Here is a 24407-nt window from a genome sequence, read left to right on the forward strand (position 1 = left end):
CCGATCAGGTCAGGAGCAACGCTCCGCCGATCGCACGACCTGTGCCGGGAACAGGAGCCGTTGCGTCGTTTTCCGACGTGTTCGGCCGTCGCCCCGGTGGAATCCGACTACGACAGGCGGCGGCCTGCCACCCGTCCCGCCTATCGCCGCCCCCGCCCGCCGCCGGATCCGCCTGCCGCCCGGCGTCCCTCGTCCTCCGGGGCGGGGCCGGTCTCCCCGGTCAACGCGGCCGCGGTCAGGGTGAGATGCCGGACCAGCACCGCGGCGGCGGTGTCGGCGTCGCGGGCGAGCGCCGCCTCCTCCAGCCGCCGGTGCTCGTCGGCGCCGTCCCGGTGCGGATCGCGCCGGGCGGACCAGCGGCGGGCGAGTTCGCTCGCGGTCCACAGCCGGTCGAAGGTCTCCATGAGGACGGGGTTGCCGCACCCCTCCAGCAGAGTGCGGTGGAAGACCCGGTGGGCCTCGGCCCAGGCGGCGGTGTAGTACTCGCCCTCCTCCGCCGCGAACGCCGGGGTGCGGGCGAGGCGGTGGTGGGCGGCCCGTACGCGCGCCTCCCAGTCGACGTCGCCGCGCTCGACGGACATGCGCAGCATGACCGGCTCGACGGTCCGGCGGGCCTCCGCGATCTCCTGCCAGCGGCGGTCGGAGAAGGCCGGGACGGCGAAGCCGCGGTTGGGCAGCCGGTCGGCCAGGCCCTCACCGACCACCCGTACCAGCGCCTCGCGCACGACGGCCAGACTCACGCCCTGTTCCCTGGCGATGTCCTGCGGTTTGAGGGCGTCGCCCGGAGTGTGGTCGCCGCGCAGGATCGCGTCCCGCAGGTGCGCGTAGACCTGCTCGGAGAGCATCCGCTTCCCCGGCGGGGCGGAGGTGTCTGCTGCTTGATTCATGCCTTCAGCATAGACGATCCAGCAGATAATCGATTTTCCGTGTTACTGTCGATCGGCAGGCGGGGAACTCCGGACCATCCGGATGGTCCGGGCCGTCCGGGCCGCCACGATCCCCGCATGTCCCGGACACCCGGGCATGCCCCGACATCCCCCGTATTTCCGAGAGGAACCACGCGTTGAACGCCAACGACCCCTTCGCACGCCTCCCCGAGGCAGCCGCCTTCACCGTCACCAGCACCACCGTCACCGACGGCGCACCCTGGCCGCCCGAGCAGTACTCCGGCGCCTTCGGCGTCCCCGGCGGGAAGGACCTCTCCCCGCAGCTGTCCTGGCACGGAGCCCCCGAGGGCACCAGGAGCTACGCCGTGACGGTCTACGACCCCGACGCCCCCACCGGCTCCGGGTTCTGGCACTGGGCGGTCGCCGACATCCCCGCCGCCATCACCGAGCTGCCCGAGGGCGCCGGTGACGACACCGGCTCCGGTCTGCCCGCGGGCGCCTTCCAACTGCCCAACGACGCCCGCGCCGCCCGCTTCATCGGCGCCGCCCCGCCCGCCGGACACGGCCCGCACCGCTACTTCGTGGTGGTGCACGCCCTCGACACCGAGTCCGTCGGCGTCGAGGCCGACGCCACCCCGGCCGTCCTCGGCTTCACCATGGCCGGCCACATACTCGGCCGCGCCGTGCTGACCGCCACCGCCGAGACACCCGCCTGACGGACCCGATGTCGCACCTCATCGACACCACGGAGATGTATCTCCGCACCGTCCTGGAGCTGGAGGAAGAGGGCGTCGTGCCCCTGCGCGCCCGTATCGCCGAGCACCTGGACCAGAGCAGCCCCACCGTCAGCCAGACCGCCGCCCGCATGCAGCGCGACGGCCTGCTGCGCCTCGCCGGCGACCGGCACCTGGAACTGACGGCGGAGGGCCGGCGCATCGCCACCCGGGTGATGCGCAAGCACCGGCTCGCCGAATGCCTGCTCGTCGAGGTGATCGGGCTGGAGTGGGAGCAGGTCCACGCCGAGGCGTGCCGCTGGGAGCATGTGATGAGCGAGGCCGTCGAACGCCACCTCGTGCGGCTGCTGCGCCACCCGACGCGATCTCCCTACGGCAACCCCATCCCGGGCCTGGAGGAACTCGGCGCGCCCGGCACCGCCGCCGCTGCGCTCCCCGGCGGACGGGAGGTCAGCCTCGGCGCGCTGGCCTCCCGCCCCGGTGGCGCGAGCGCGGTCGTACGGCGCATCGGCGAGCCGGTCCAGACCGACCCCGTGCTGCTGCGCACCCTGTGGCACGCCGGAGTGCGGCCCGGCGCGGTCGTCCATGTCTCCTCCTCGCCCGCGGGCGTGGCGGTCGGCAGCGGTCCGGAGAGCACCGAACTCCCCTCGCGGACCGCCGCGCACATCTTCGCGACCGCGCGCTGAGACCCGGGCCGCCGCCGGACGGGCGTCGGACGACCGGACCGGCCACCGGGCTGGCTGCTGCTGCCTCCGCCTCCGCCTCCTCCGCCGTCGCCGTCGCCGTACGAGCCGCCTCCGCCGTCGCCTTACGAGCCCGTGCGGCGGCCGCGGGGCCGTCAACTTCACCGCGGCGGATTCACCCTCGGCGGCACCGAACGCGGCCGACGAAGCAGGCGTGTTCGGCCATATCGGGGCGGTCCCCAGGGGGCGGGCGGGCAACGGGGCGCCAGTGGTGCGCCGGGCGCAGTCGCGGCCGGGCGGCGCACGGGGAACCGCCCCGGGGCAGGCCCGGCAAACCTGTCGCCGCGGGGATGGCCGATCCCGTCCCGGCGGCACTTTCCCCGGTCACGTGCATGCGCTGCGCTACCCGGTGTCCGGGCACCACCGCGGCACGCAGAGGTGCGGCCGGCCGGTGGAGCCCTCCAGCAGCGTCGTACCGAGGGGAAGACCCATGACCACTCCTCCCGCAGTTCCGCTCCGGGTCGCGCTGGCCAACGGCAGCTTCGAACAGCCCGCCGTGTCCGGTGTGGAGATCCTGCCGGACGCGTCGCAGACGCAGGCCGCCAAGCGGGTCCCGGGCTGGCTCACCACCGCCACCGACCACAGGATCGAGCTGTGGCACTCGGGGTTCCAGGGCGTGCCGGCGGCCGACGGCGCCCAGTTCGCCGAGCTGAACGCCAACCAGGTGTCCACGCTCTACCAGGACCTGCCGACCACCCCGGGCACGAAACTGTACTGGCGGCTGTACCACCGCGGCCGCCTTGGCGACGACACCATGGCCCTGGACATCGGCGCCCCCGGCGCCGCGGTGGAGCAGCGGCGCTTCACCGACGGCAACACGGCCTGGGGCTACTACACCGGCACCTACATCGTCCCGGCGGGCCAGACACTCACACGTTTCGCCTTCCGCTCGGTCTCTGCGGCGGGTGGCAACCAGAGCATCGGCAACTTCCTGGACGGCATCTTCTTCGGTACCGCCCCCGATGTGCTCCTCGACAAGACGGCGATCCCCGCGGGACCGCTGGAGGTGGGCGACGTCATCACGTACCGCATCACCGCCAGGAACGTGGGCGGGGGAGCGGCCGAGAACCTGGTCCTGACGGACGCCGTCCCGGCCGGTACGACGTATCTGCCGGGTTCGCTGCGGATCGTCGACGGCCCCAACGCCGGGGCGAAGACCGACGCCGAGGGCGACGACCAGGCCGCCTACGACGCCCAGGGCGAGCGGGTCCTGTTCCGTCTCGGCAACGGGGCGTCCGCCGCGGAGGGAGGAAGTCTGCCCAGCACCGAGACACTGCCGGCGGGCACCACGGTCGAGTACCGCGTCACCATCGACCTGGCCAGCGCGGGCAAACAGGTCAGCAACACCGCGACCGCCACCTACGAGAACCGGCTCGGCACCACCCCGGAGACCTTGACGGCCACCTCCGACGAGGCGATCACCCAGGTCGAACCGGCCGCCGACCTGGTCCTGACGAAGGCCGCCGACGCGACCACCGTCACCGTGGGCCAGACGGTCACCTACCGCGTCTCCGTCCGCAACTCGGGACCGAACGACGCCACCGGCGTCACCGTCACCGACCAGCTCCCCGACGGGCTCGTCCTCCTGTCCGCCGAGGGACCCGGACACCACGACCCGGACACCGGGGAGTGGACGGTGGGCGACCTCGCCGTGGGCGCCACCGCCACCCTCGTACTGCGGGCCAAGGCCACCGGGACCGGCCTGGTCACCAACACCGCCACCGCCACCGGCAACGAGAAGGACCCGGACACCGGCAACAACACCGACACCGTCAGCGTCTGCGTCGAACCCGCCCCCTCCTGCTGCGACCCCTGCGCCACCGGGAAGTAGCCGCCGCCACACACCCTGAGCGGGCCGGAGCCGCGGTGCTCCGGCCCGCTCAGGGTGTGTGCGGAGCCCGTCGAGGAGGTGGGTGCGGGGAGCCCGCGGGGCCGTGCGGCGCGGCCGGTACGCCTGTGACAGAACGAGGACGTCGCGGTGGACCGCCCGTAACTCGCTGCGAGATACAAATACTCCAGACCACAACGCACCGCGCTCCTCCTGGGGGAACACCGTGAAGTACACCCGCATCGCCGCCCTCGCCGCCCTCAGCGTCGCCGCCACCCTCTCGCTCACCGCCTGCGGCGGCGACGGCTCCGGGAAGGACACCTCCGCCCAGGACTCCTCGGCCGCGAACGTGTCCTCCTCGTCCTCGGACAGCGGCGCGCAGACGGAGGGCGGCTCGGGCTCCGGGAACGCGCAGGCCCCGAGCGACACGAAGCCCGGCTCCGGCAACGGGAAGTCCGGCTCCGGCAACACGAAGCCGGACTCCGGTGACAACACCAAGGCCGGCGCGGGAACCGGCGGCGGCGCGGCGCAGACCAGCGGCAAGATCACGTTCTGCAAGACGGCGAACCTGGCCATCGACGCCACGAACGCCGCGCCCGACGCCAGCTCCGGCAGGATCAACATCACCATGGTCAACCGGGGTTCGACCACCTGCTCGGCGTCGGGCTTCGCGGGCGTCGACATCAAGGACGCCGACCACACCTCGAACCCCATCGAACGCGGCCACGCCGAGCCGCGCATCACCACGCTGAAGCCCGGTGACACCGCGATCTTCGACCTTGCCTACGACATCGACACGACCGGCAAGAGCCTCACGTCCCCGACCAACCTCCTGGTGACGCCCCCGAACGAGACCCACACCGTGACCCTGGACTGGCCCGCGGGCGCGGGGCAGATCAAGGGTGCCTACACCGACGTCCAGGTCTTCCCCACGCACACGACCGAGTGAGCGGGTTGCGAACGACCGGTCTCGCCTCGCCGACCAGCCGTCGCCGGGCGGCGAAGTCGCCCGCACGCCGACCACTCCGTGAGTGCCTTCAGAGACCGCCGGAGCCTCCGGCCAACTGGGCAGGCCCACCGTCGAAGCGCTGCCGGAAGTGACGGCGGGCGTGCGGCTGGTGGCGTACACGAGCATGACGCCCCCCGACACGGCCACCACGGTCTCCTCACCCCCACCCTCACCTCGGCGTCCACCGCCCCCGCGGGCCTCATGTTCCCCGCCACCGGCGCCCACCGGCACGTCACGATCCGCGCGGTCACCCGGCTGACCTGGCGCTAGGACGAATCTAGGACGGACGGCGGCCCCGCGCCCATAACGTCACCGTGGAACGGGACTTCAGCGCGATGTGGCCTCCGGGATCACGTGACCTGCTGCCGGGCCCTCTCCCCTGCACCGCCCTGCAAGGACCAGGTCCCAGAAGGTACTGAGGTCCCGTACGGGCGGCCGAGTGCGAGTGCGCACCCGGCTGTCGGCCGACGTCTGTCTCCCCCCCACGAAGGATCGGAACACCCATGAACCCAGCCCGTGTCCTCAAGTCCCTCGCGGCCGGTGCGGCCCTGACCGCCGCAGCCCTCGCGGTACCCACCGCGACCGCGGCGGCCGCCCCCGCGGACTGCTCCTACTCCTCGGTCACCAGGAGCAACGTGGAGCTGTACGGCCACGTCGGCTACGTCGAGCTGATGTACTCCTCCGGCTGCCACAGCACCGAGGCGCACTTCCACGTCGACAGCTCCTTCCTCGCCAACCACTCCGGATGGAACGTCACCCTCTGGGTGGGCAACGGCAGGAAGTCCGACAGCAACTCCCAGTCCGTGGTGGTCACGACCCCGTATCCGAACAACACCTCGTACGCGGACTACTGGTCCGCCCCCATCGGCATCTACGGGCAACCGACCGAGCAGTTCGTGGCCGGGGTGACCTGGACCTACAACGCCTGTCACGGCGAGTGGGGATCCGGCTGGCACGACTACACCAACGGCTACAACTACGGCGACGGCGGTGCCTACAACTACAGCCAGGGCTGCCACGGCTGAGCCGTCCTCCGTCCGGCAAGCAGGCAAGCAGGCAATCCGGCAAGAGAGAGCCACGAGAGAAACCACGAGAGAAACCACCAGAGAAGGCAGAGAACCAGACGACATGCGAAAATTCCGCACCGGCCTCGCCGTGACCGCCCTCGCCGCCGCCACCGTCATCGGTGTCGGCACCACCACCGCCTCCGCCGCGGTCGGCAGTGACTCCTACACCCTCCACGGCGTGACCATCACGGGCACGAACATGCAGGACACCACGCCGTGGGTCTCCGCCTCCCTGTGCAACCACCAGAGTTCGGCGAACAGCTTCCGCTTCTGGATCCAGGACGCGGCGGAAGGCCACCGCCACATCACCCCCTCGGACCACACCACCCCCCTGCTCGCCCCCGGCGCCTGCGACTACGTCTACGGGGAGGACAGCGGCCAGGACGCGATCCAGGTCTTCGCGAGCTCCGGCAGCCTGTGGACCTTCGGCACCGACCCGATCTCCCTCGGCTAGCGCGGCGGCCCCCTTCCGCACCCCGCGGCCGGGTCGGGGGACCGGCCGCGGGGTGCGGGTGTACGCGGAGCCCCATGGGGCCGTCCCGGACCAGGACGCGTCGCGGCGGGCGACGACGAGCAGGACGCGGTGGGGCCGCGGGCAAAATGCGTGGACGAGGCGGCTCCTCCTCGGGAAGAATCCCAGATTCCGCTCACCTGAGGTAGCGCAGCGTAGCCGCGTGATTCCTTCGGGTCATGAACTCTGGGGGAGTGATGGCAACGTCCGACACGCGGGGACCGGCGCCGGGCAGGGGCGCGATGCTGCTCGCGCTGCGCCGTTACGTCCGGGAGCTGGTGCGGCTGCGCCGGGTGGCCGTGCCGGGACTGCTGCTGCCGGCGCTGGGAAACATCGGACTCCAGTACCTGGCGCCGCTGGTGGTGGCGAGACTGGTCGGACGGGTCGCCGACGGTGACGGCCTCACCCTGGGGGCGGCGCTGCCGTACGTCCTCGTCTTCGGCGCGGTCCTGCTCGGCGCCGAGGCGCTGTGGCGGGTCGGGCTGCACTTCCTGAACCGGGTGGACGCCCTGGGCATGGAACACCTGTACGTGACGGGTATGGACGCCCTGTTCGCCAAGGACGCGGCGTTCTTCCACGACAATTTCGCCGGCTCGCTGACCAAGCGGGTCCTCAGCTTCGGCAGCCGGTTCGAGGACTTCGTCGACACGGTGGCCTTCCGGGTCGTCGGCAGCCTGGTGCCACTGGTGTTCGGCGCCGTGGTGCTGTGGCGCTACGAGCCGCTGCTGGTCGTCGGCCTGCTGCTGATGATCCTGCTGACCACCGCCGGGGCCGCCCCGCTGATCCGCCGTCGGCAGGCTCTCGTCGACGAGCGGGAGGCGGCGATCGCCCGGGTCTCCGGCCATGTCGCCGACAGCCTGGCGAACATGGACGCGGTGCGGGCGTTCGCGGCGGAGGAGCGCGAGGCGGCGGAGCACCGCAGCCGGGTCGCGGCGTGGCGGCGCCTCACGCTCAGGTCCTGGGACTACGGCAATCTGCGCGTCGACACCCTGGTCGCCCCCATGTCGGTGCTGACCAACATGGTGGGCCTGCTGGTCGCCGTGGCGTTCGGCGGGGCGCACGTGGGCGTGGAGGCCGTCGTCGTCGCCTTCACCTACTACTCGAACGCCACCCGGATCATGTTCGACTTCAACCAGATCTACCGGCGGCTGGAGAGCTCGATGACCGAGGCCGCCCAGTTCACCGAGCTGCTGATGGTCCCGGTGACGGTGCTCGACGCGAAGCCGTCCGAGCCGCTCGCGCCCCGGGGTTCGGGTGTCCGCTTCGAGCGGGTGACCTTCGCCCACCACGGGGCGGAACCGATCTTCGAGGGCCTGGACCTGGACGTGCCCGACGGCGCCCGGGTCGGTCTGGTCGGCCGGTCCGGCGGCGGTAAGACCACGCTGACACGGCTGTTGCTGCGGATGGCGGACGTCGGCGCCGGGCGGATCCTGATCGGCGGTCAGGACATCAGCCGGCTGCGCCAGACCGATCTGCGGGGCCTGATCTCCTACGTCCCGCAGGACCCGGCGATGTTCCACCGCACCCTGCGGGAGAACATCGCCTTCGCCCGGCCCGGCGCGACCGAGGCGGAGATCCGCGCGGCGGCGGAGGCGGCCCACGTCACGGAGTTCGCCGACACGCTCCCCGACGGGTTCGACACCCTGGTGGGTGAGCGGGGTGTGAAGCTCTCCGGCGGGCAGCGCCAGCGGGTGGCGCTCGCGCGGGCCGTTCTGCGCGACGCCCCGGTGCTGCTGCTGGACGAGGCGACCAGCGCGCTGGACTCGGAGAGCGAGATCCTGGTCCAGGACGCGCTGTGGCGGCTGATGGAGGAACGCACCGCGCTGGTCGTCGCCCACCGCCTGAGTACGGTCGCGGGCATGGACCGGCTGATCGTCCTGGACCGCGGCCGGGTCGTCGAACAGGGCAGCCACCAGCAACTGCTCGCCTCCGGCGGAGCCTACGCCCGGCTCTGGGAACACCAGTCGGGCGGCTTCCTGGGGGAGGAGGACGACCCGGAGACCAGGGCCGCCGCCCCGGCCGCCGGCTCCTCCCCGGCCGCCGCCCCGCAGCCGTGAGACGGCCGGCCGGGTCCGGCGGCGCGGCGGGGCGGGACCCCACGGGACAGTCAGTCTCCCGGATCAGATCGGTGTCACTTCTTCTTGAAGAGCTTGGACATGAGGCTCCGCTTCTTCGGCGCGGCGTGAATCGCGTTGTAGTCCGGGACCTGGGAAATGGAGGGAATGACCGGCGGGTGGTACGGCGTGGGGGTGAAGGGCTGCGACATGGGGGGACCGTAGGAGCCGGACGGGTGGGCGGAGGGCTGATGGTACGCGGGGCCCTGCTGATACGCGCCTTGCTGCGGCGGTGTCCCGTACCCCTGGGGGGCCGGGTACGCCGTCGAACCAGGCGCTGCTCCGTACCCGGCATCGTCCGGAAGGACCGGGTGGTCCGCGTGGAAGGCAGACGGAGGCGTGGGCTGATAGGACGTGGGCTGATAGGACGTGGGTTGATAGGGCGTGGGCTGATGAGAGGGGCCCTGGTACAGGGGGCCTCCGGTGTAGAGCCCCGGGAACCGCGTGTTGAACGAGCCGGCCGGCTGCCCCGGACCATGGGGGCGGCCGGCGGGGAACACGCGGTGGGAAGTGGAGGAGGCGGGATTCAGCGGGATTCCGGAGCCGCTCCCGATCGGCTTCTGGTACGAGGGCTGATAGGGCGAGAAGGGCTGTGCCTGAGCTGCCTGCACCAGTGACGGAAACGCTGAACTGTGCGAACCGGAGGGCCCGGCGGCCGACGACTGGTGGGCCGATGAGGCCCGTCCCCTGTACGAGGTCGCCGTGACGGTCTGCTGATCGCCCCCCTGCCATTCGACCTGTTCTGCCCGGGGGTTCCAGAATCCGGTGCGGTCCGTGGTCCGGTCGTAGACACTGACCACCGCCTCGGCGCCGATGTGGAGTGTGAAGGTCACCTCGCTCTCGAAGGAGCCGGTGTCGACGCCGGTCCTCCCCTCGGCATCGTGGCTGAGAGCGGGCCGGATCTCGTACCGGTAGCGGCGGTTGTTGTACCAGAGAGCCCGGTCGCGTGTCGTGGAGATGAGCTGCGCGACGTTGTCCGTGCCCATGTACTGCCTCATAGTCACGATCCGGTCGGGGGCGGGTGCCGCGAACCCGCTCGCGAAGACCTTCTCGGGCGGGAGCGGACTGAATCGCCACAGGATGTCGTCGGGTGAGCTCTCACGGATCCCTTTTCGCACGTCGTGCGGGTGGATCAGGTTGTAGTGGACGCCGTAACGCCCGTCCGAAGGAGCGTCGAGCAGAGCTTGTGCCGTCGAGGAGGACTCCACCACGCGGGGGAACGCGTCGGCGCGTGGGACACCACCGGGCCGAAGGACGACGGCGTGGGCCCGGACCGCGTCCCAGGCCGGGCCGCTGTCGGACAGGCGCTCGTCGGAGCCCCTGGTCGGGTCGAGCCACAACAGCCCTGCCGCAGGGTGGCGGTACACGGCGATCACGTGGCCGGGCCGGTCCTGGCGCTGCCAGGCGACCAGGCCCATCTCGCCGGGCGCCAGAGCGGTGGTCACGTGGTCCCATTCCGTGACGCGGCTCCAGCTGTGGTGCGGTGCCAGTGCCCCGAGTCCCGAACCACCCGCGAGTTCGGCGTCGTCCTTGCTGCGGGTGATGCCGGGCGCGTCGTCGACCGTGGTGCGCAGGAGTCCGGGCCGGAGCTCGCCCTGTAGGGCGTCCTGAACCGCGAGACACAGATACAGGTCGGCCTGCGCGTCCTCGTCGAGACCGAGGCGGGATCCCAGTGCCAGGTGCGGGTCGTCCGGTCCGACGTCGTCCGCACCCAGTTTCCGCAGCACCTTGTCCGCCACGTCGTCGACCAGTTCTCGGACGGCCGGCAGATCGAGTTCGCCGAGCGGGCGGGCCGACCGCGAGATCACCTCGGCCGGCCGGGCGGCGTCCGGCGTCTCCGGGTCGGGCCGGCGGCCGGTCTCGGCGGTCACGCCTCGGCCGTGAACGGGTGCCCAGGTCTTGAGGGCCTTCGCAAGGTTCTCGAAACTCCGGCTTCCCGGAGTGCGGGTCAGGAGCTGGGCCATGAGCTGCCGGGTATAGGCGTTGCTGGTCGCATAATCTTGGTCGGTCTGCACCATCATCACCAGCGGGTCGTATCCCCGTCGGCCATGCCGAGAGCTGCCCTGGCGTTGCTGGTCAATGTGAGCTTGCAGGCGACGAGCCCGACCGGTGATGTCGTCCCTGCGTTGCCGCAGGACTGATTTGAGTCGGTTCTCTGTATCCCACGAAAATCCCAGCTCCTCAATAGCCCTATTGATCTCCCGTGAACTCACATCGGTCACTCTTTGTGCCGAGTCCAGTAGCTGATGCGCAGTCATCCTGCTGAAAACATGGCTGCTCTGCGGATTCACCTGATGGTCTCGCAGTGTGTTCCACTCCTGGACCGTGGAACCGAAAGCCGTTCCCTTCCGGTTTCCCCTTGCCTGATAGAGCAGTGCACCGCCGAGGTCGATCCGGACAGGTCGCGAGTCAACCGTGACGATATTGTCATATTCCGCCCCGATGACATCCCAGTTGGCCAGCCACGCGTCCGCTGCGAAGTGCTCTTGCACTGCTTCCGTGTAGCTGGTGGATCGCAGTCGGTGCCGCAAGTCCTGGGAAGCGTGGGGGAGTATCCGGGAGGCTATTGCCGGGCGTCCGCTCAGAGTGACCATATGGATATGGGGAACGGGGGCGCCGGCAAGTCGGTACAGACGTGCGGCCAGTGCCTCGTTGCGGGCATGGTCGGCGCTCTGTGCCAGTTTGACGTAGTAACTGGAGTTCCCGTCGCTGTAGATACCGCCCACGTTCGAACCCTGCTGGCCCCCTGTGCGCCGCCACGTGCTGGCGTCGGGCCAGGAGGCGGTGCCGCCGGTGTGCGTGATGTGTGACCGGTCGGGAAGATCGTGCACACCCTGGTACCAGGCGATGGTTCGGGTTTCGGGGCGCCAGAAACCCGTTCGGTGGAGACTGCTGTCGTAGACGGCGTAAATTGCGCCCGGGTGGATGTGGCCGGTAAATGCCACCTCCTCTTCGTGAGAGTAATTGAGCAATTCCAGGTTGTTGTTCGCCTGTCGGACCGAGGCGTTCACGTCGACTCCGGTGGGGTCGTCATTGTACGACGATTCCAGGCGATACCGGTAGCGCGCCTCGAGGTGCCAGAGATGCGGATTCCTGGTGGTGGAGACATACTGATCCGCATCGTCGGTGGCGACATGTTGTCCGAAGTCCGCGAGATACTTGGGATCCCGTGCGACGAACCCGTACTGAATCGCCTGTTCGGGATCGACGCTGCTGAACCGCCACAGGGTTTCTCCGGGCGTGCTCTCGACGATCGGACGATCGTATTCATTGACCATGGCGTGATTGACACCGGCGAGAAGCTTGCCGTCCGCAGCCTTGACGGGAAGCTTGGACTTGATCTCGTGGGCGAACGTCTTGGCTGCGCCGAAAGGAGCCTCATGCAACTCGACGGCGAGAGCTTTACGAACTGATTCCAGCAGTTCCCGGGGTGCCCGATTGGAGCCGCCGGGCAGAGCGACCGTCTCGATTCCCTCTTCCGCCATCAGGGAATGCGCATGGATCAGCCTGGCGTTCAATGAACCCTCGGGGACCTCGTCCTCGGGGAAAGCCCCTTCGGGAGATTTGTCGAAGCGCCTCGCTCTCGCCGCGACCTTTTCCGCCACCCGGACCGCATCGTCCGCGGAAACCCCGCCATCGCCCGCTTCCGGGGCACCGCTTCCCCCGTCGCGCAGTGCTTCAAAGGGCCGGTGAACCGTGTGGTCCGCGGGGGCGAGGACGGAGAAGACCGAGTCGCCGATCTTCTGGCGGGGGGTGTGTTCGGCGGCATGCCCGGGGCCCGCGTGGGCGGACGAAGCGGTGGGACCGTCCAGGGGCTCGCCGTGGTCCGAGGGGTGGTGTCCGTTCGGTCCGCCGTCAGGGCCGCCGACGGCAGGGTCCTCCCGCCGCACTGGCACGGGATCGCTCACAGCCGCCGGTTCGGCCGCCGGGTGAGTGCCGGGCTCCGTTTCCGTGCCGGGTCCCGGCGGAACGAGCGAGGCCATGACCATGCTGCTGATGCTCTGCGGCCGGTGGCCTTCGGAGTCGGAGGCGGGACGGTCCGGGCCGGCGGGACTGTCCGGCCCGGAGGGAGTGTCCTGACCGGCCGTGGTGCCGGGGTCGTGCGCGGTGGCCGGTGAGGCGGGCGCCGAGTCCTGGCGGGCCGGGACGGCGCGGTCGTATTCGGTGATCTGCGGAACAGGCACCGAGACGGCGACCGGCACGACCCCGGCGGCGTCCTCGGCCGTACCGCCGTGGTGGAAGCTGAAGGTGAACTTCACATGCCCGTCGAAGTGTTCGAGCGGAGTACTGATCTTGGTGTTGGCGAATGTGCGGCCACCGCTGACGTGATCCGCCCGGGTCCGGTGCCGGAACCCGCCGCCCAGGGTGAGTGCCGCCCCCAGCTTGCTCGCGGTGTCACCGGCGAGCGCGCCGAGATGGCCCAGCACGAAGTACTGACGGGAGCGGAGGCCACGCCGGCTGTGCAGGACGAGCTTCTCCCCGGCCCGCACCGTCTCGGCCTTCGGCTCGGCACGTGTGTGCGCGAGGTCGAGCACCTCGGCCCTGACCGACACCCACGCCTCGCGGCCGTTCACGCGGAACGACTCGCTGCGCAGCTCACCGCCGCGGGTCAGGCGCGGGAGCGCGGCCATCAGACGGTCCTTGGTGAACGTCGCCATGACGAGTTCACCGCGCGGCCGGCCCGAGCGGGTGATCCGGGACCACGTGCCGCCGAACGCCCTGCGTCCCTCGGTGTTCAGCAGACCGCGCAGCGATCCGACGTCGGGCAGGTCCCGGACGAGTTGTCCGGGTGCCATGCCATGGGTCCACAGCGACCGCGGTGGCCGCGGCACGGCCGGGGCACCGGAGTCCGCCGCCACCGCGGACCCCCGGCTTTCGATGCGGTCCGCAGCGGCATCGGAACCTGTCTGATCGGGGTCCGCGACCCGGTCCGCGACCCGGTCGGGGTCCGGCGTCCTGACGGCGTCGGCGCTCTGCACCAGGGCCTGGAAGCCGATCGCGGCTTCGCCGACGGTGCGCGTCCTCACCGCGAACGCCCGTCGGGTCATGGACGGGTGGCTGTCCGGTCCAGCCGCCCTCAGCTTCGCCGCGGCCGACGCCCGGATGCGCCGGGTCTGGGCCCGCAGCGCGTCGTCGAGCGCGGTGCGCGCGGCATCACGCTCGGCCCGCAGGGTCTCGGCCGCAGGGGTGATGCCCGCCGCTTCCGCCGCGTTCGTCGTCCGGGAGGTGTCATGTGCCGAGCGGTCCGGGCCGGGACCGGCGTCGCGGGGCCCGGACATCCCGGCAGCCGGGTCCTGGGCGCGGGCCCGGTGGGCGTCGAGGCGCTCCTGGGCGGCGGCGAGCCGGTCGCGGAGCCGGCCGATGTGCTGTTGTTCCCGGCGGGTTCCCTTCGGTACGCGCGTGTCGACACCGTGTCCGAAGAGCCGCCAACGCTCACGGAACTCGACATGCAGGCGGGCCACTCCGTCGAACACGCTGCCCGGGACCTTCGTCTTGGTTCCGGCGGTGGAGCGGACACTGGTGGACGAATCCGCCATGTCCTCGACCTGCACGGTGCGGGACACCGTGCCGCCCGCGAAGATCTCGGCGGGGGACGCTCCGAGCGGATCCGAGGTGCCGAGGACGGTGAGGTTGTCTCCTCTGGAGGTGAGCTGCGGTCCGTGCAGGCGGCCGGGCGTACCGCCGGCGTCCGCGACGTCGACGGCGGCCGAGTGGAACTCGGACTCCTTGGTGTCGGCGGTGTGCGTCATCTCCCACACACTCGCGGAGATGGCCAGCTCATGACCGCCCACTCGGACCGACCAGGGCTGACCGGCCATCATGGACCGCAGACGGCGCTGGAACTCCGATGCCCGCAGTTGCTGCGAGAGACGGTCGCGGGCCGCCCGCCATCCGCGCTCGGACCCGAACGCCTTCGGTCCCGTGGCGTCCAACTGGCTCAGCACCTCCTCCACGAGGTGGGCCGTGGCCGCCTCTCCGGCCGCGGAACGGCCCGCCGTCAGCGGGTGCACGTCGAGCACGACGTCCTCGGCGCCGAGACGCCGGGTGCGCACGATCCGTTCGGGCACGCCGTAGGAGTGCTCGGGCCGGGGCGCCTCGCCCGTCGACGGGTCGACCGGCAGGTCCCGGACGGGGAACGCGAAGCGCCCGTCGTCGGCGACGGTGAAGGACGTCAGGTCGCGGAAGACACCCGCCCTGACGTTCGACAGTTCCGTCGACACCGTGTAGGTCACCCTCCCGTCGAACAGGGCGGCCGGTTCGACGGTCTTGCTCTTGGAGACGACGCCGCCCCGCACACCGGCGTCATGACTCTCCTGGAACTCCCGCTGCCGCGTGTGGCTCAACGAGACCGACACATGCGGCGCCCTGACACCGAGCCGCTGCCACAGTCCGTGCCGTACACCGCTGTCCTTCCTGCTGCTGAGCCCTCCTGACGACTCCGTGCCCTGCTCGAACTCGAAGCTCTCCTCGACCCTCTCGTACCGGGTCATCTCGGCCCTGGCCCCGGTGATACGGATGTCCGCGCTCCAGGGGCCCGCCCTGAACACGCTTCCCCAGGTCTCACCCGACGTGAGTCCGGCGGTCCGGGGCTGGAGCGTGAGGGAGCCGAAGAACTGGTCCACCTGGCCCTCGATCGTCTCCCAGTGCTCGCCCAGCGTCGCGGAGAGCCTTTCCCGCAGTTCCAGGACGACCCGGTCACCGGGCAGCTCCACGACGCTGTCACCGTTGCCGATCCGCCCCTCCTCGGTCACCCGGACCGGTGGGGAGAACCGGAGCGCGGACACCGGGCGCCCGGTGTCCGGGGAGGCCGCGTCGGGCGACGCCGGCACCGTCCCGTGCGCGTCTGCCGGACTCCCGGCAGGCCGCGGCGGTGTGAAGATCTGCCGTCCGGCGTCGGTGTCACCGACCTCGAATCGCTGTACGTGGCTCTGCGGGATCGCCACCACGAAACGGATCGGGGTCCGCCCGTGCTGCGCCTCTTCCTCACCGGTACGGCCGAGGGTGGCGGCGGTGCTCACGGTGGCGACGTAGGCCACCATCGGCTCGGGGTACTTGGCACTGGCGACGCTGTTGTGACCGCTGGACGTTCCGTCCACGGCGCGCGAGCGGTGCGCGAGGCCGCCGCCGGGCGCGTGGACACGCAGGTCGACATCGTCGGTGAGGTCCGGTTCCACGCCGCCCTGGAGCCACAGGCCCTGCGACGCGGTCGAACCGAGCACGGTGCCCAGTTCGCTCGTCACCTCACTGAGCAGGTTCACGTCGGCGGCGTCCAGGACCGCCACGTACTCCAGCGATTCCAGTCGCCCGCGCAGGGTGAGCCGGGCGCCGGAGCGCTCCTGCGCCGGCAGCGGACCGCTGTGGACGCCCATGTCCCGGATCATCCGGGACAGGTTCGACGCGAGCTGTTCGCGGCTGGCCATGTTGCGCGCGACCGGGCGCGTGGTGCTCCATTCGGAGCCGAAGTACGCGCGGCCGAGACGGTCCACGAGGGCCCCCGGACGCTCGGTGCCGGGAGCCGGGTCCTCGCCGGTCAGGACGTCGAAGACGACCGTGTGGCCCGGCAGGGAGCCCCAGATGTCCGGAGCGGGTCGCCAGGAGGTGTCCCCCGTGCTCAGGGACGGTCCCTCCGTCCGGCGCGGTGCCGGCGCCCGGTCGGCCGCGGAGAAGGCGGTCGGCTGCGGGACGGTCCGGGCGTCGGGAACGGGTACGACAGCCTGGAAGCCGATCCGGGCCCGGGGCCCGCCTGACGGACGGCCGGCCGGATCCGCCGTCCCCGGCGCGGGTGAGCCGTCGCCCTGCGTCGGCTCCGGGGTGCCGAGCGGGTCGGCGCGGTGGACGAAGGACAGCACGGCCACGCCGTCGAAGACCGCGCCCGGCGCCTTCATCTTGACCGCGGTTCCGGTCTTCACCGACTGCTGGACCGTCTGCGCGCCCTCACGGTCGTACTCGGCGTGCGGGATGCCGCTGACCGAGGCCGGTCCCGCGTGGAGGTCGCCGCTCTGCACGAGTACCGCCGCGCGTACGCCCCAGGAGGACCCCTCGGTCTCGGAGAAGAAGCGGGTGACCTCGGAACCGGTGTTGAACGTCGTCTCTCGCGTGTTCCGCACGTGCTTCATCGAAGCCACCTCGGCCGACACCAGGAGGACCCCCCGGTCCTGGCCGAGAGGGATCTCCAGGGGCTCGCCCGCCGTCAGGCCCTTGAGCTCGTACAACAGCACGTCCAGCGAGGCGAGGCGGTCCGTGACCAGTGCGCGGACCGCCTTCCAGTCGTCGCCGAACACCCGCTCCCCGTAGTGCCGCAGCGACGTGGGATCGGCCGCCGACCCGAACAGGGCGTTGTGCAGGATGCCCGGAGCGCGTTCACCGTCGGCGTCCACGAGGAACACGTCCCGCACGGTGTCCATGCCCCCCAGAGCGAGGGTCTGCTCGATGCGTGCCGGAGGCAGGTAGTGGCTCGCGCCGGGCGTCTCGGACAGGGGGCGGATCTCCCCCTCGCCGATCACCACGGACACCGGCGCCGGTACACGAAGCGGGGGGACCCCGCTGCCGAAGTGGAACTCCAGCCGCACCTCGGCGTCGAACACGAGGGCCGGTTCGGAGGTGCTGGCACGGCTGAACAGACGGCCGCTGGTGACCATGTGGTGCGACTCCGTGCTGGACCGGTTCGAGGTCAGGTAGCCCCTCAGCTCGGTGTGCTCGGCCGCCCTGCCTCGTACCAGCAGGCCGGTGGTGAAGGCCGACCTGACATCGTGCCCGAGGCCGTCACGGACGAAGGACTCGCCGCCGTCGTCGAACTCCACACTGTCCAGGGTGCCGTTCGCCTCGGCACCGATCACCCTGGCCCGCACCGAGACCTCGCCGCTGAAGTCCCCGATGTCCACGGTGAGTCCGCGGACCTCGCCGCGGGTCATGGCGGACAGCGCGGGCCAGACATCCCTGAGCAGCCGTTGCTGCCACTCGGTCCGCAGCGCCACTTGCTCGGTCTCGCCCAGCGCCCCGTGCAGATGGGCCACGAGGCCCTGGGCGACGGCGTCGACGGAGTCCTCGGCCGGCAGCACGCGGTCGGCGCCGCCGATCTGGCCGAGCGCCGTCATGCGGGCCGGCGGACGGGGCGTCCCGGCCTCCGGCGGGGACACATGATCCGCCGGCTCCCCCGGCCCGGCCTCGGCTGCGGGGATGCCGGGGAGCGGCTTCTCGGGCAGCGGCTTCTCGGCCCACTCCGGGTCGCTGTCGGGCGCCGAGCGCTCGGGTCCGGCGGCGTCGGTGCCGTTCCTCGCGGCTTCGCCGGAAGCCGCGGTCCGGAGCGGGGACGAGCCCTCGCCGGGGAGCATGTCGCCCTGTACGGCCGTCGCGGACGGCCCCGTCGGCCGTGGCGGACCGGCCGGGTCCCCGTCCCCGCCCGACCCCGGCGTGGGCCGGGTCAGCACCTCCGCCAGGGCCGCAGCCCGCTCGCGCAGGCTGATCCACCGCTCGTAGGTCGTCAGACCCTCGTGGGCCTCGATGATCCGCGCGGAGTCGGGCCGCAGCGCCGAGCCGCGTTCGGCGAGCACCCGTGTGACCTCCTGTGTGAGGAAGTCCAGTGCCGCGCCCCGCGGCGGCCGGAACGGCAGCAGACCGGTGCCGTGCGCGGGCAGGGGCCCTCCGAGCTTGACGTACATCTCGTGCAGGGCGGCGGCGGTCTCGGGCGGGTCGTAGGTACGGCCCATGACCATGCCCACCGCGTACTCCGCGACGAACTCCGCGGGATCGGTGGCGGCGTAGGCGCTGACCTGGGCGGCCAGCGCCGCCGTCTCCGGACCGGCGAACTCGGTCTCCGTGAGGTCCGCGTACAGCTGACGGTTGTGGCTGTGCAGCCAGTGGATGGCTTCGTGCAGGGCGTCGGCGAAACCCTGGTCGGCCAGCTGGGCCATGATGCCCGGCCTGTCCATGTCGTCGATCCGGATGTCCACGGTGTCATGGCTCGCGGCGAGGGGAGCCAGGAGCATGTTGTCCGGTGCCGAGTAGAGACCGACGAGGTCGTCGGCCAGCTCCGGGTGTACGTCCCTGCTCGACACGGTGACGCGACCCTCGCGGTCCTTGCCCACGTTGATCTGCCGGGTGTAGCGCGGCAGGCTCAGCCGGAGCTCCGACGGCACCGGGAAACCGGCCGCGTGCAGCCCCGAGATGACGTCCTGCATGAGTTCCACCCGGGGCTGGAACAGCGGATCACTGGGGCGGCCGTGCCGGATGTCCAGCGTGACCCCCTCGTGGACGAGTGTCCGGCGCTGGGGGCGCGAGGTGTCTCCCGTCTCCCGCAGACGGATGGCGGTGCGGAGTTCCGGGTAGTCGACGAGGGTCTCCTCCGGCAGTCCGCGCAGGTCGTCGAGCGTCACGTGATCACCGTGGAAGACGCCGGCCCTGCCCGCCACGGAACGCAGGGTGGAGTCGAAGGGCCTGTCCCCGCTGAGGATCTCGTCCACCGCGTCCTGGTGCAGGCTTCCGTCCGGCATGCGACGTGCCAGGGGCTCGTCAGGCGTCACCGGGTCGTGGCTCGGCCGCTTCGTCCGCCGTGCGACGTCGGCCAGGCCGGGCGGCAGCGTACGGAACGCCGTCTCCAGGGCATCGGGATTCGCGGAACCGTGCGGCTCCGCCGGCTCCGCCTCCCCCGCACGCACCTGCCGGGGCCGTGTGGAGTCGTCCTCCGCCGGGCTCACGCCGCTGCCCGGCCGACCGGGCGCCGCCGGGGACGGCTCCGGGACGGTGGGCGGAGGGTTCTCGCCCGGGGACGGCTCTGTCTGCGCTCCCTCTCCGGCGGGGGCCGGTTCCCTTGCTTCTCCCGGAAGGGGGCGGGCGGATCCCCTCCGCTGTTCCCCTGCCCACCGGGAGAAGCGAGTGGTGAGTTCACCGGGGTCGTGGCCGCCCGCCCGGACGGCGCGGGCCGCCTCGTCCAGACGGTCGCGGTGCTCCTGCGGCACAGCCGAGCCGGACGGCTCCTGCTCCAGCGCGATCTCCAGCGCATGCCGTGCGTGCACGTATCGCGACCAGGCGTCCAGACGTGTGACAGGAAGCCCCGGGTCCGGACGCCAGGGCGGCAGCAGGTCACCGTGTGTGTCACGTTCGAGTTCACCGGCCCACTCGCCGGTGTCCAGCCTCAGCGCGTGCAGCACCGCCAGGCCGTCCGCGACGTCGACGCCGTCGGTCCGCGGCTCGCGCAGCCCGTGGGCGATCTCGTCGGGGAAGAGTCCGCCCTCGGCCACATGCGTACGCAGTTCGCCCTCGGTCAGCGGACCCAACTGGCGGTAGCGGCCCCAGCCGTCCTCGTAGCGGAAGCCGTACTCCTGATCGTGCGCGTCGTCCCACAGCTGAGCCGACCGCATGAGTTCGTGCAGTGTGTGGTGCCGCAGGAAGAGGCTGTTGCCCAGCAGGGCGAGCCGGAGCCCGTCCAGGTCGAACTTCTTTCCGGACAGTGGCTCCAGGCGCCGGGCGCTTTCCAGGATCAGAGCCATCGAACCGGAGGTGCCTGTGGCGACCAGGGCACCCGTGCCCTGACCGTCCATGTGCAGGGGGGCCTCGACGGGCAGATGGCTCCGGGCCGCGGCGTTGAACCAGGTCACGGACTCGTGGCCGAACGCGTCCCGGCGCGCCGCGAAGGCGCGCTCGGCGTCGCTGAGCGGCGGCACCAGGCCGTCGGTGCTCCTCACTTCGGCCGGGCCGGGCGGGGTGTGCCCTCGCCGCCACACACGCTCGTGCTGGATCGCGGGGAAATCGCTGTAGCTGGGCGGTTCGATGAGGCGGTCCAGTGCACCGCCGTTGACGGCGTTGAACAGCAGCGCGTTCAGTTCCCGGATGTTCCCGGAGTCGACGACCCTCCTCAGGGCGTCCGGGTTCTCGCCGACAGCGCCGGCCACCTTTCCGTCTCTGGTTCCCAGCTGGGTCAGCCCGCGGGGATCGTGGATCGACAGAATGCGCCAGACGGCCTGCGCCACCTCCCGGACAGCCGCGAGCGACCTGGGGTGTTCCAGCAGGTAATGGCCGAGCCTTTCCTCGAAAGCAGCGGCTGCTTCCGAGTAACGCACGGCTGCCAGATCGGACGCCGACCGTGAAGCACCGTCCGGTACCTGCGTCCCCGGGGCAGGGGTGGACATGCCGGGCCCCTGGTGCACGACCAGGGAATTCTTGAGAGTGTTCGCCATGCTTTCCACGGAGTTTGCCCCGCTGAAGACATCGGCCAACTCTTTTGTCATGGGCGGCATGAATGAATGCTCAAGCATGAGCCTGAACAACACCACGCGTACGTTCATCCAGTCGTTTCCGTTCTTGAACGGCTGAATGATCATGAGAGTACGCACGGTCCGGGCTATGGCTCGGAGGATCTGATCGTGATCACTCGGATCCAGTAGATCGATCGTCCGGTAGTAGCGGCTGAGTACGGCCTCCACCAGGGCCGGCACCTCTTCACGAGAATATCCCCGCTGAATTTCGATCTCGGCAACGCCAGAATGCCGCCCCTTTTCGCTGAAATAGACCAGAGGGGGATTGTTTGTGTCGAATTGACCCTGAGTATCGGGTAGTTGAAGGATGAGCTTACGGCCGAGAAGGGTCTCCTTCAGGAGTTCCGCATCGAGGTGTTCCGCGTCGATGCGTACCGGCTTCGCGCGGTGATCCGCCCAGTCGGAGGTGTCGCCCATATGTGCCTTGGCCACCCGATAGAGCCGCACGTACTCCTTCGCGTCCAGACGGGTGGCGAGTGCGGATTTCTGGTTCAGCCCTTCTCTGTAGGCTGCCGTCATGCCCTGCTGGTAGCCGGGAAAAACGATGTCGTTGTAGCTCCCGGGCACAAAGCCGAAGTGCACGCTGCGCAGCGCGTCCTCGTGGTCCGAGGGGTCTATGTAGTAGCGCCACCACTCCTGCTCGGGCAACCGTAGCGCACCGAAGTCTTCGCTCTCCGCCGCGGGCTGAGAATGGTGCGGCGAATTGTCCCCGGACTCGGAGAATGCGAGCCTTTCGTTGATGAGCGTATTGAGGATGCTGGTGATGCTCTCTATCGAGTAGCCACCCTGGAATATTTCGTGCAGATCCCTCCTGAAGACCGGAGGAAATCCGTTCTCAAGGAGCAGCTTGGGCAGCAGGAGACGGATGTTCAGCCTGCTGTTGGCATCACTGAACGCGTGGATGACCATGAAAGCGCGCACAGCCCGGCCGATGGCACTGACCCGCCGGTCCCGGTCGTCACCGGCCTGAGCGATTTCTTCGTAGTACCGGTCATAGATGGCGTCGACATACATCGTCGCCTCTTTCGCGGTCTTGATGCTCGTGCTCAGGGCCCCGTCGGACTTGATGTATTCGCTGATGGCGGGATTGAGTTCGCTCGGGTCGCGGCCGATCTTGTTCACTGCCGCCAGTGGACGGCCGAGCAGGAGTTCCTCGGTGACGTCGGGGCTCAGGTCACCGAAGTGAGTCTTTCCTTTTTTGTCCGTGAATGCGATCCGGAGCGGGAACCTGGTGTTACCCGTCGTCCAGCCGAACTTGAAACCTCCCCCGATTCCGTCGGTGAGAAGGTCATAGATCTTCTTGTGCTCGCGAGAATCCAATCGCCTGCCGAAGTGATGTCGGCTGTTCAGGATCTCATGATAGGTGCGGATCATGTTCTTCTGGTAGCCCGGCGAGCTTTCTTGGGAACCAGTTCTGACGTCGAAGAAGAGGCCGGGATCGCCGTGCGACGCAGGATTGTCGGCGGCGAATTTCAACGCATCGTCGTGGAAAGCGGGGCTGATGTAGAGACGCCACCAGTCCTTTTCGGGCATATGGTCGGACAACAGTGTCGATGTCCGCCCGAACGGCGCGGAATCCGTACGCTCGCCGCCGGATCCGGCGTGGACCATCGCCCGCGCGATCTCCCCGGCGGTGTGATCACCGTGCACCATCTGCCACAGTCCGGCCGACTCGACCGGGGCGAGCCCCTGTTCATGGAGGAGCTTGGGCAGGACGAGGTGCTCATGGACAGCCCCGGCCCCTTCTCCGAGGCGGAGAACGCTGAGGGCGCGCGCGGTACGGGCGATGGCCGTCAGGACTCCGAGGTCGTCGCGCGGGGCGGTGGCAGCGATCTCCTGGTAGTGCCGGGCAAAGACCGCGTCGATCAACTGCGGGATCTCGGAACGGTCGTAGGCGGCGACGATCCGCCTCCCGTCGCCGTCGCTGACGACGTGCAGAAGCGGGTTCCCCGCCTCCGGCACCGAGCCCATGACCCGTGAGATCAGCGGCCGGCCCAGCAGGGTCTCCTGCGCGAGGTCCGATCCGATGTGTCCGGAGGCGGCGGCCGGGCTGCTGCGGCCCCGTTCGGACCAGGGAATCTCGTCCTCGTTCAGGCCGGTGACGAGTGTGTACATCCGGACGTACCCCTGCTGGTCCAGGGGCCTGTCGGCGATCTCCGGGGAGTCGAGCATCGCCCGGTAGTCGTTCGGTGTCCTCTCGGGGTGGCCGGGTGCGGTCCTCTCAGGGTGGCCGGGTGCGTGCGTGCGGCTGGGTGTGTGCGTGCGGCCGGGGTCACCGGGTTCACTCGCCGCGCTGTGCCTGTCGGCACCCGTCTCCGCCGGGTCAGGGCCCTGCGCACTCCGGACGGGCTCCTCGGCCGGACCCCGTCCGGACCCGGCCGCTGCCGGGGAGTGCCGCACGGGTGTCTGTGCGGAGCCGGGCACGGCAGGGGTGTGCCGGCCGTGGACCGGGTCACCACCGGGGTGTCGCAGGCTGTCGCCTCCGGCGATTTCTTCGCGCAGGACGAGCGCTTGGGCGTGGGCGAGTCCGAGCGCGTCGTCGGTGCCGTTCAGGTGGTGGGCGAGGGTGTGCGCGACGGCGACCAGCACGGCGTAGGAGCGAGGCTGGTCGGTGCGCGGGTCGCCGTCCAGGTCGATCGGGAGGCGGGCGACCGAGCGGGTGATGTCCGCGGCCTGTTCGATGGTGTGCTGGTAGGTGTCTGCGCCCAGCACGGTCCGCAGCTCGTCGAGGATGGCGTCGGCTTCGTTCTGCGACAGGATCCGGACGTCGTCGGCCGGCGGCCTGATGCCACTGCCGCGGGCCTTGCCCTTGTCGCTGCGGGACGGTGCGGGTGTGTCGTCGGTGTCGTCGGTGTCGTGGGTGCTGTGGGTGCTGTGGGTGTTGTTGATGTCGTTGGTGTCGGCTGGGTTTGTTTCGGCCGGTGGGGTGGTGTTAGCGGGGTTGTCGGTGGTGGGTTCGGGTGTGGTGGGTTGGTCGGGGGCTGCGTCGAGCTGCATCTGCCGGGTGAGTTCGTTCTTGATCTCGGTGACGGTGCGGTCGCCGAGGAACATCTCGTGGAGTCCGGTGGGTGCGACGGCGGGGAGGCCGTTCTGTAGCAGGAGTTTGGGCAGGATCAGGTGGTAGTTGAGGNTTTCGGCGTTTGCTGCGGGGTTGAGGAAGGCGAGGGTGCGTACGGTGCGGGCCACGGCTTCGAGGATCGCTTCGTCTCTGGCGTCCTCTGCCTGGTGGGTCCTGTATGCGTGGTCGATCTCCTGGTAGTGGC

At 70.4% G+C, this 24407-nt stretch carries 9 protein-coding genes; 7 read left to right on the plus strand and 2 right to left on the minus strand.

Annotated elements, in window-relative coordinates; genetic code table 11:
- Nucleotides 1-140: 140 nt before the first annotated feature.
- Nucleotides 141-887: a GntR family transcriptional regulator gene (locus B086_RS0115420; RefSeq protein ID WP_051115841.1), complete on the minus strand. Its 747-nt coding sequence runs from the start codon at nt 885-887 to the stop codon at nt 141-143.
- Nucleotides 888-1063: 176 nt separating this feature from the next.
- On the opposite strand from B086_RS0115420, the gene B086_RS0115425 reads away from it, so the two are divergent.
- From B086_RS0115425 to B086_RS40065, 7 genes are all read left to right on the plus strand, one after another.
- Nucleotides 1064-1603 (plus strand): YbhB/YbcL family Raf kinase inhibitor-like protein, encoded by a 540-nt coding sequence (locus tag B086_RS0115425; RefSeq protein ID WP_018567318.1) that lies wholly within the window; start codon nt 1064-1066, stop codon nt 1601-1603.
- 8 nt (nt 1604-1611) lie between these two features.
- A complete protein-coding gene (locus B086_RS0115430; protein ID WP_018567319.1) occupies nt 1612-2307 on the plus strand; it encodes a metal-dependent transcriptional regulator in 696 nt (231 codons plus the stop codon).
- A gap of 487 nt (nt 2308-2794) precedes the next feature.
- Nucleotides 2795-4195 carry a DUF7507 domain-containing protein gene (locus tag B086_RS0115440; RefSeq protein WP_018567321.1) on the plus strand — a complete coding sequence of 467 codons (1401 nt, stop codon included), beginning with the start codon at nt 2795-2797 and terminating at the stop codon, nt 4193-4195.
- 223 nt (nt 4196-4418) lie between these two features.
- Entirely contained in the window at nt 4419-5141 is a 723-nt protein-coding gene (locus tag B086_RS0115445; protein ID WP_018567322.1) for a DUF4232 domain-containing protein, read from the plus strand.
- 563 nt (nt 5142-5704) lie between these two features.
- The gene (locus B086_RS0115450; protein WP_018567323.1) at nt 5705-6226 is read left to right on the plus strand and encodes a hypothetical protein; all 522 of its coding nucleotides are present in this window, start codon (nt 5705-5707) and stop codon (nt 6224-6226) included.
- Nucleotides 6227-6329: 103 nt separating this feature from the next.
- Complete coding sequence (locus B086_RS0115455; RefSeq protein ID WP_018567324.1) at nt 6330-6722, plus strand: hypothetical protein; 393 nt, start codon at nt 6330-6332, stop codon at nt 6720-6722.
- A 254-nt stretch (nt 6723-6976) separates the two neighbouring features.
- The gene (locus tag B086_RS40065; RefSeq protein WP_051115842.1) at nt 6977-8836 is read left to right on the plus strand and encodes an ABC transporter ATP-binding protein; all 1860 of its coding nucleotides are present in this window, start codon (nt 6977-6979) and stop codon (nt 8834-8836) included.
- 74 nt (nt 8837-8910) lie between these two features.
- Here B086_RS40065 and B086_RS46225 read toward each other — a convergent pair whose 3' ends face one another.
- Nucleotides 8911-24330 (minus strand): scabin-related ADP-ribosyltransferase, encoded by a 15420-nt coding sequence (locus B086_RS46225; RefSeq protein ID WP_037873526.1) that lies wholly within the window; start codon nt 24328-24330, stop codon nt 8911-8913.
- Nucleotides 24331-24407: the final 77 nt, after the last annotated feature.

It is taken from the genome of Streptomyces sp. PsTaAH-124 (assembly GCF_000373685.1).
GTDB lineage: Bacteria > Actinomycetota > Actinomycetes > Streptomycetales > Streptomycetaceae > Streptomyces > Streptomyces andamanensis.

Excerpts from the sequence above, each read along its gene's own strand:
- B086_RS0115420 (WP_051115841.1), bottom strand. The coding sequence starts at position 887 with ATGAATCAAGCAGCAGACACCTCCGCCCCGCCGGGGAAGCGGATGCTC.
- B086_RS0115430 (WP_018567319.1), top strand. The coding sequence starts at position 1,612 with ATGTCGCACCTCATCGACACCACGGAGATGTATCTCCGCACCGTCCTG.
- B086_RS0115440 (WP_018567321.1), top strand. The coding sequence starts at position 2,795 with ATGACCACTCCTCCCGCAGTTCCGCTCCGGGTCGCGCTGGCCAACGGC.
- B086_RS0115450 (WP_018567323.1), top strand. The coding sequence starts at position 5,705 with ATGAACCCAGCCCGTGTCCTCAAGTCCCTCGCGGCCGGTGCGGCCCTG.
- B086_RS0115455 (WP_018567324.1), top strand. The coding sequence starts at position 6,330 with ATGCGAAAATTCCGCACCGGCCTCGCCGTGACCGCCCTCGCCGCCGCC.
- B086_RS40065 (WP_051115842.1), top strand. The coding sequence starts at position 6,977 with ATGGCAACGTCCGACACGCGGGGACCGGCGCCGGGCAGGGGCGCGATG.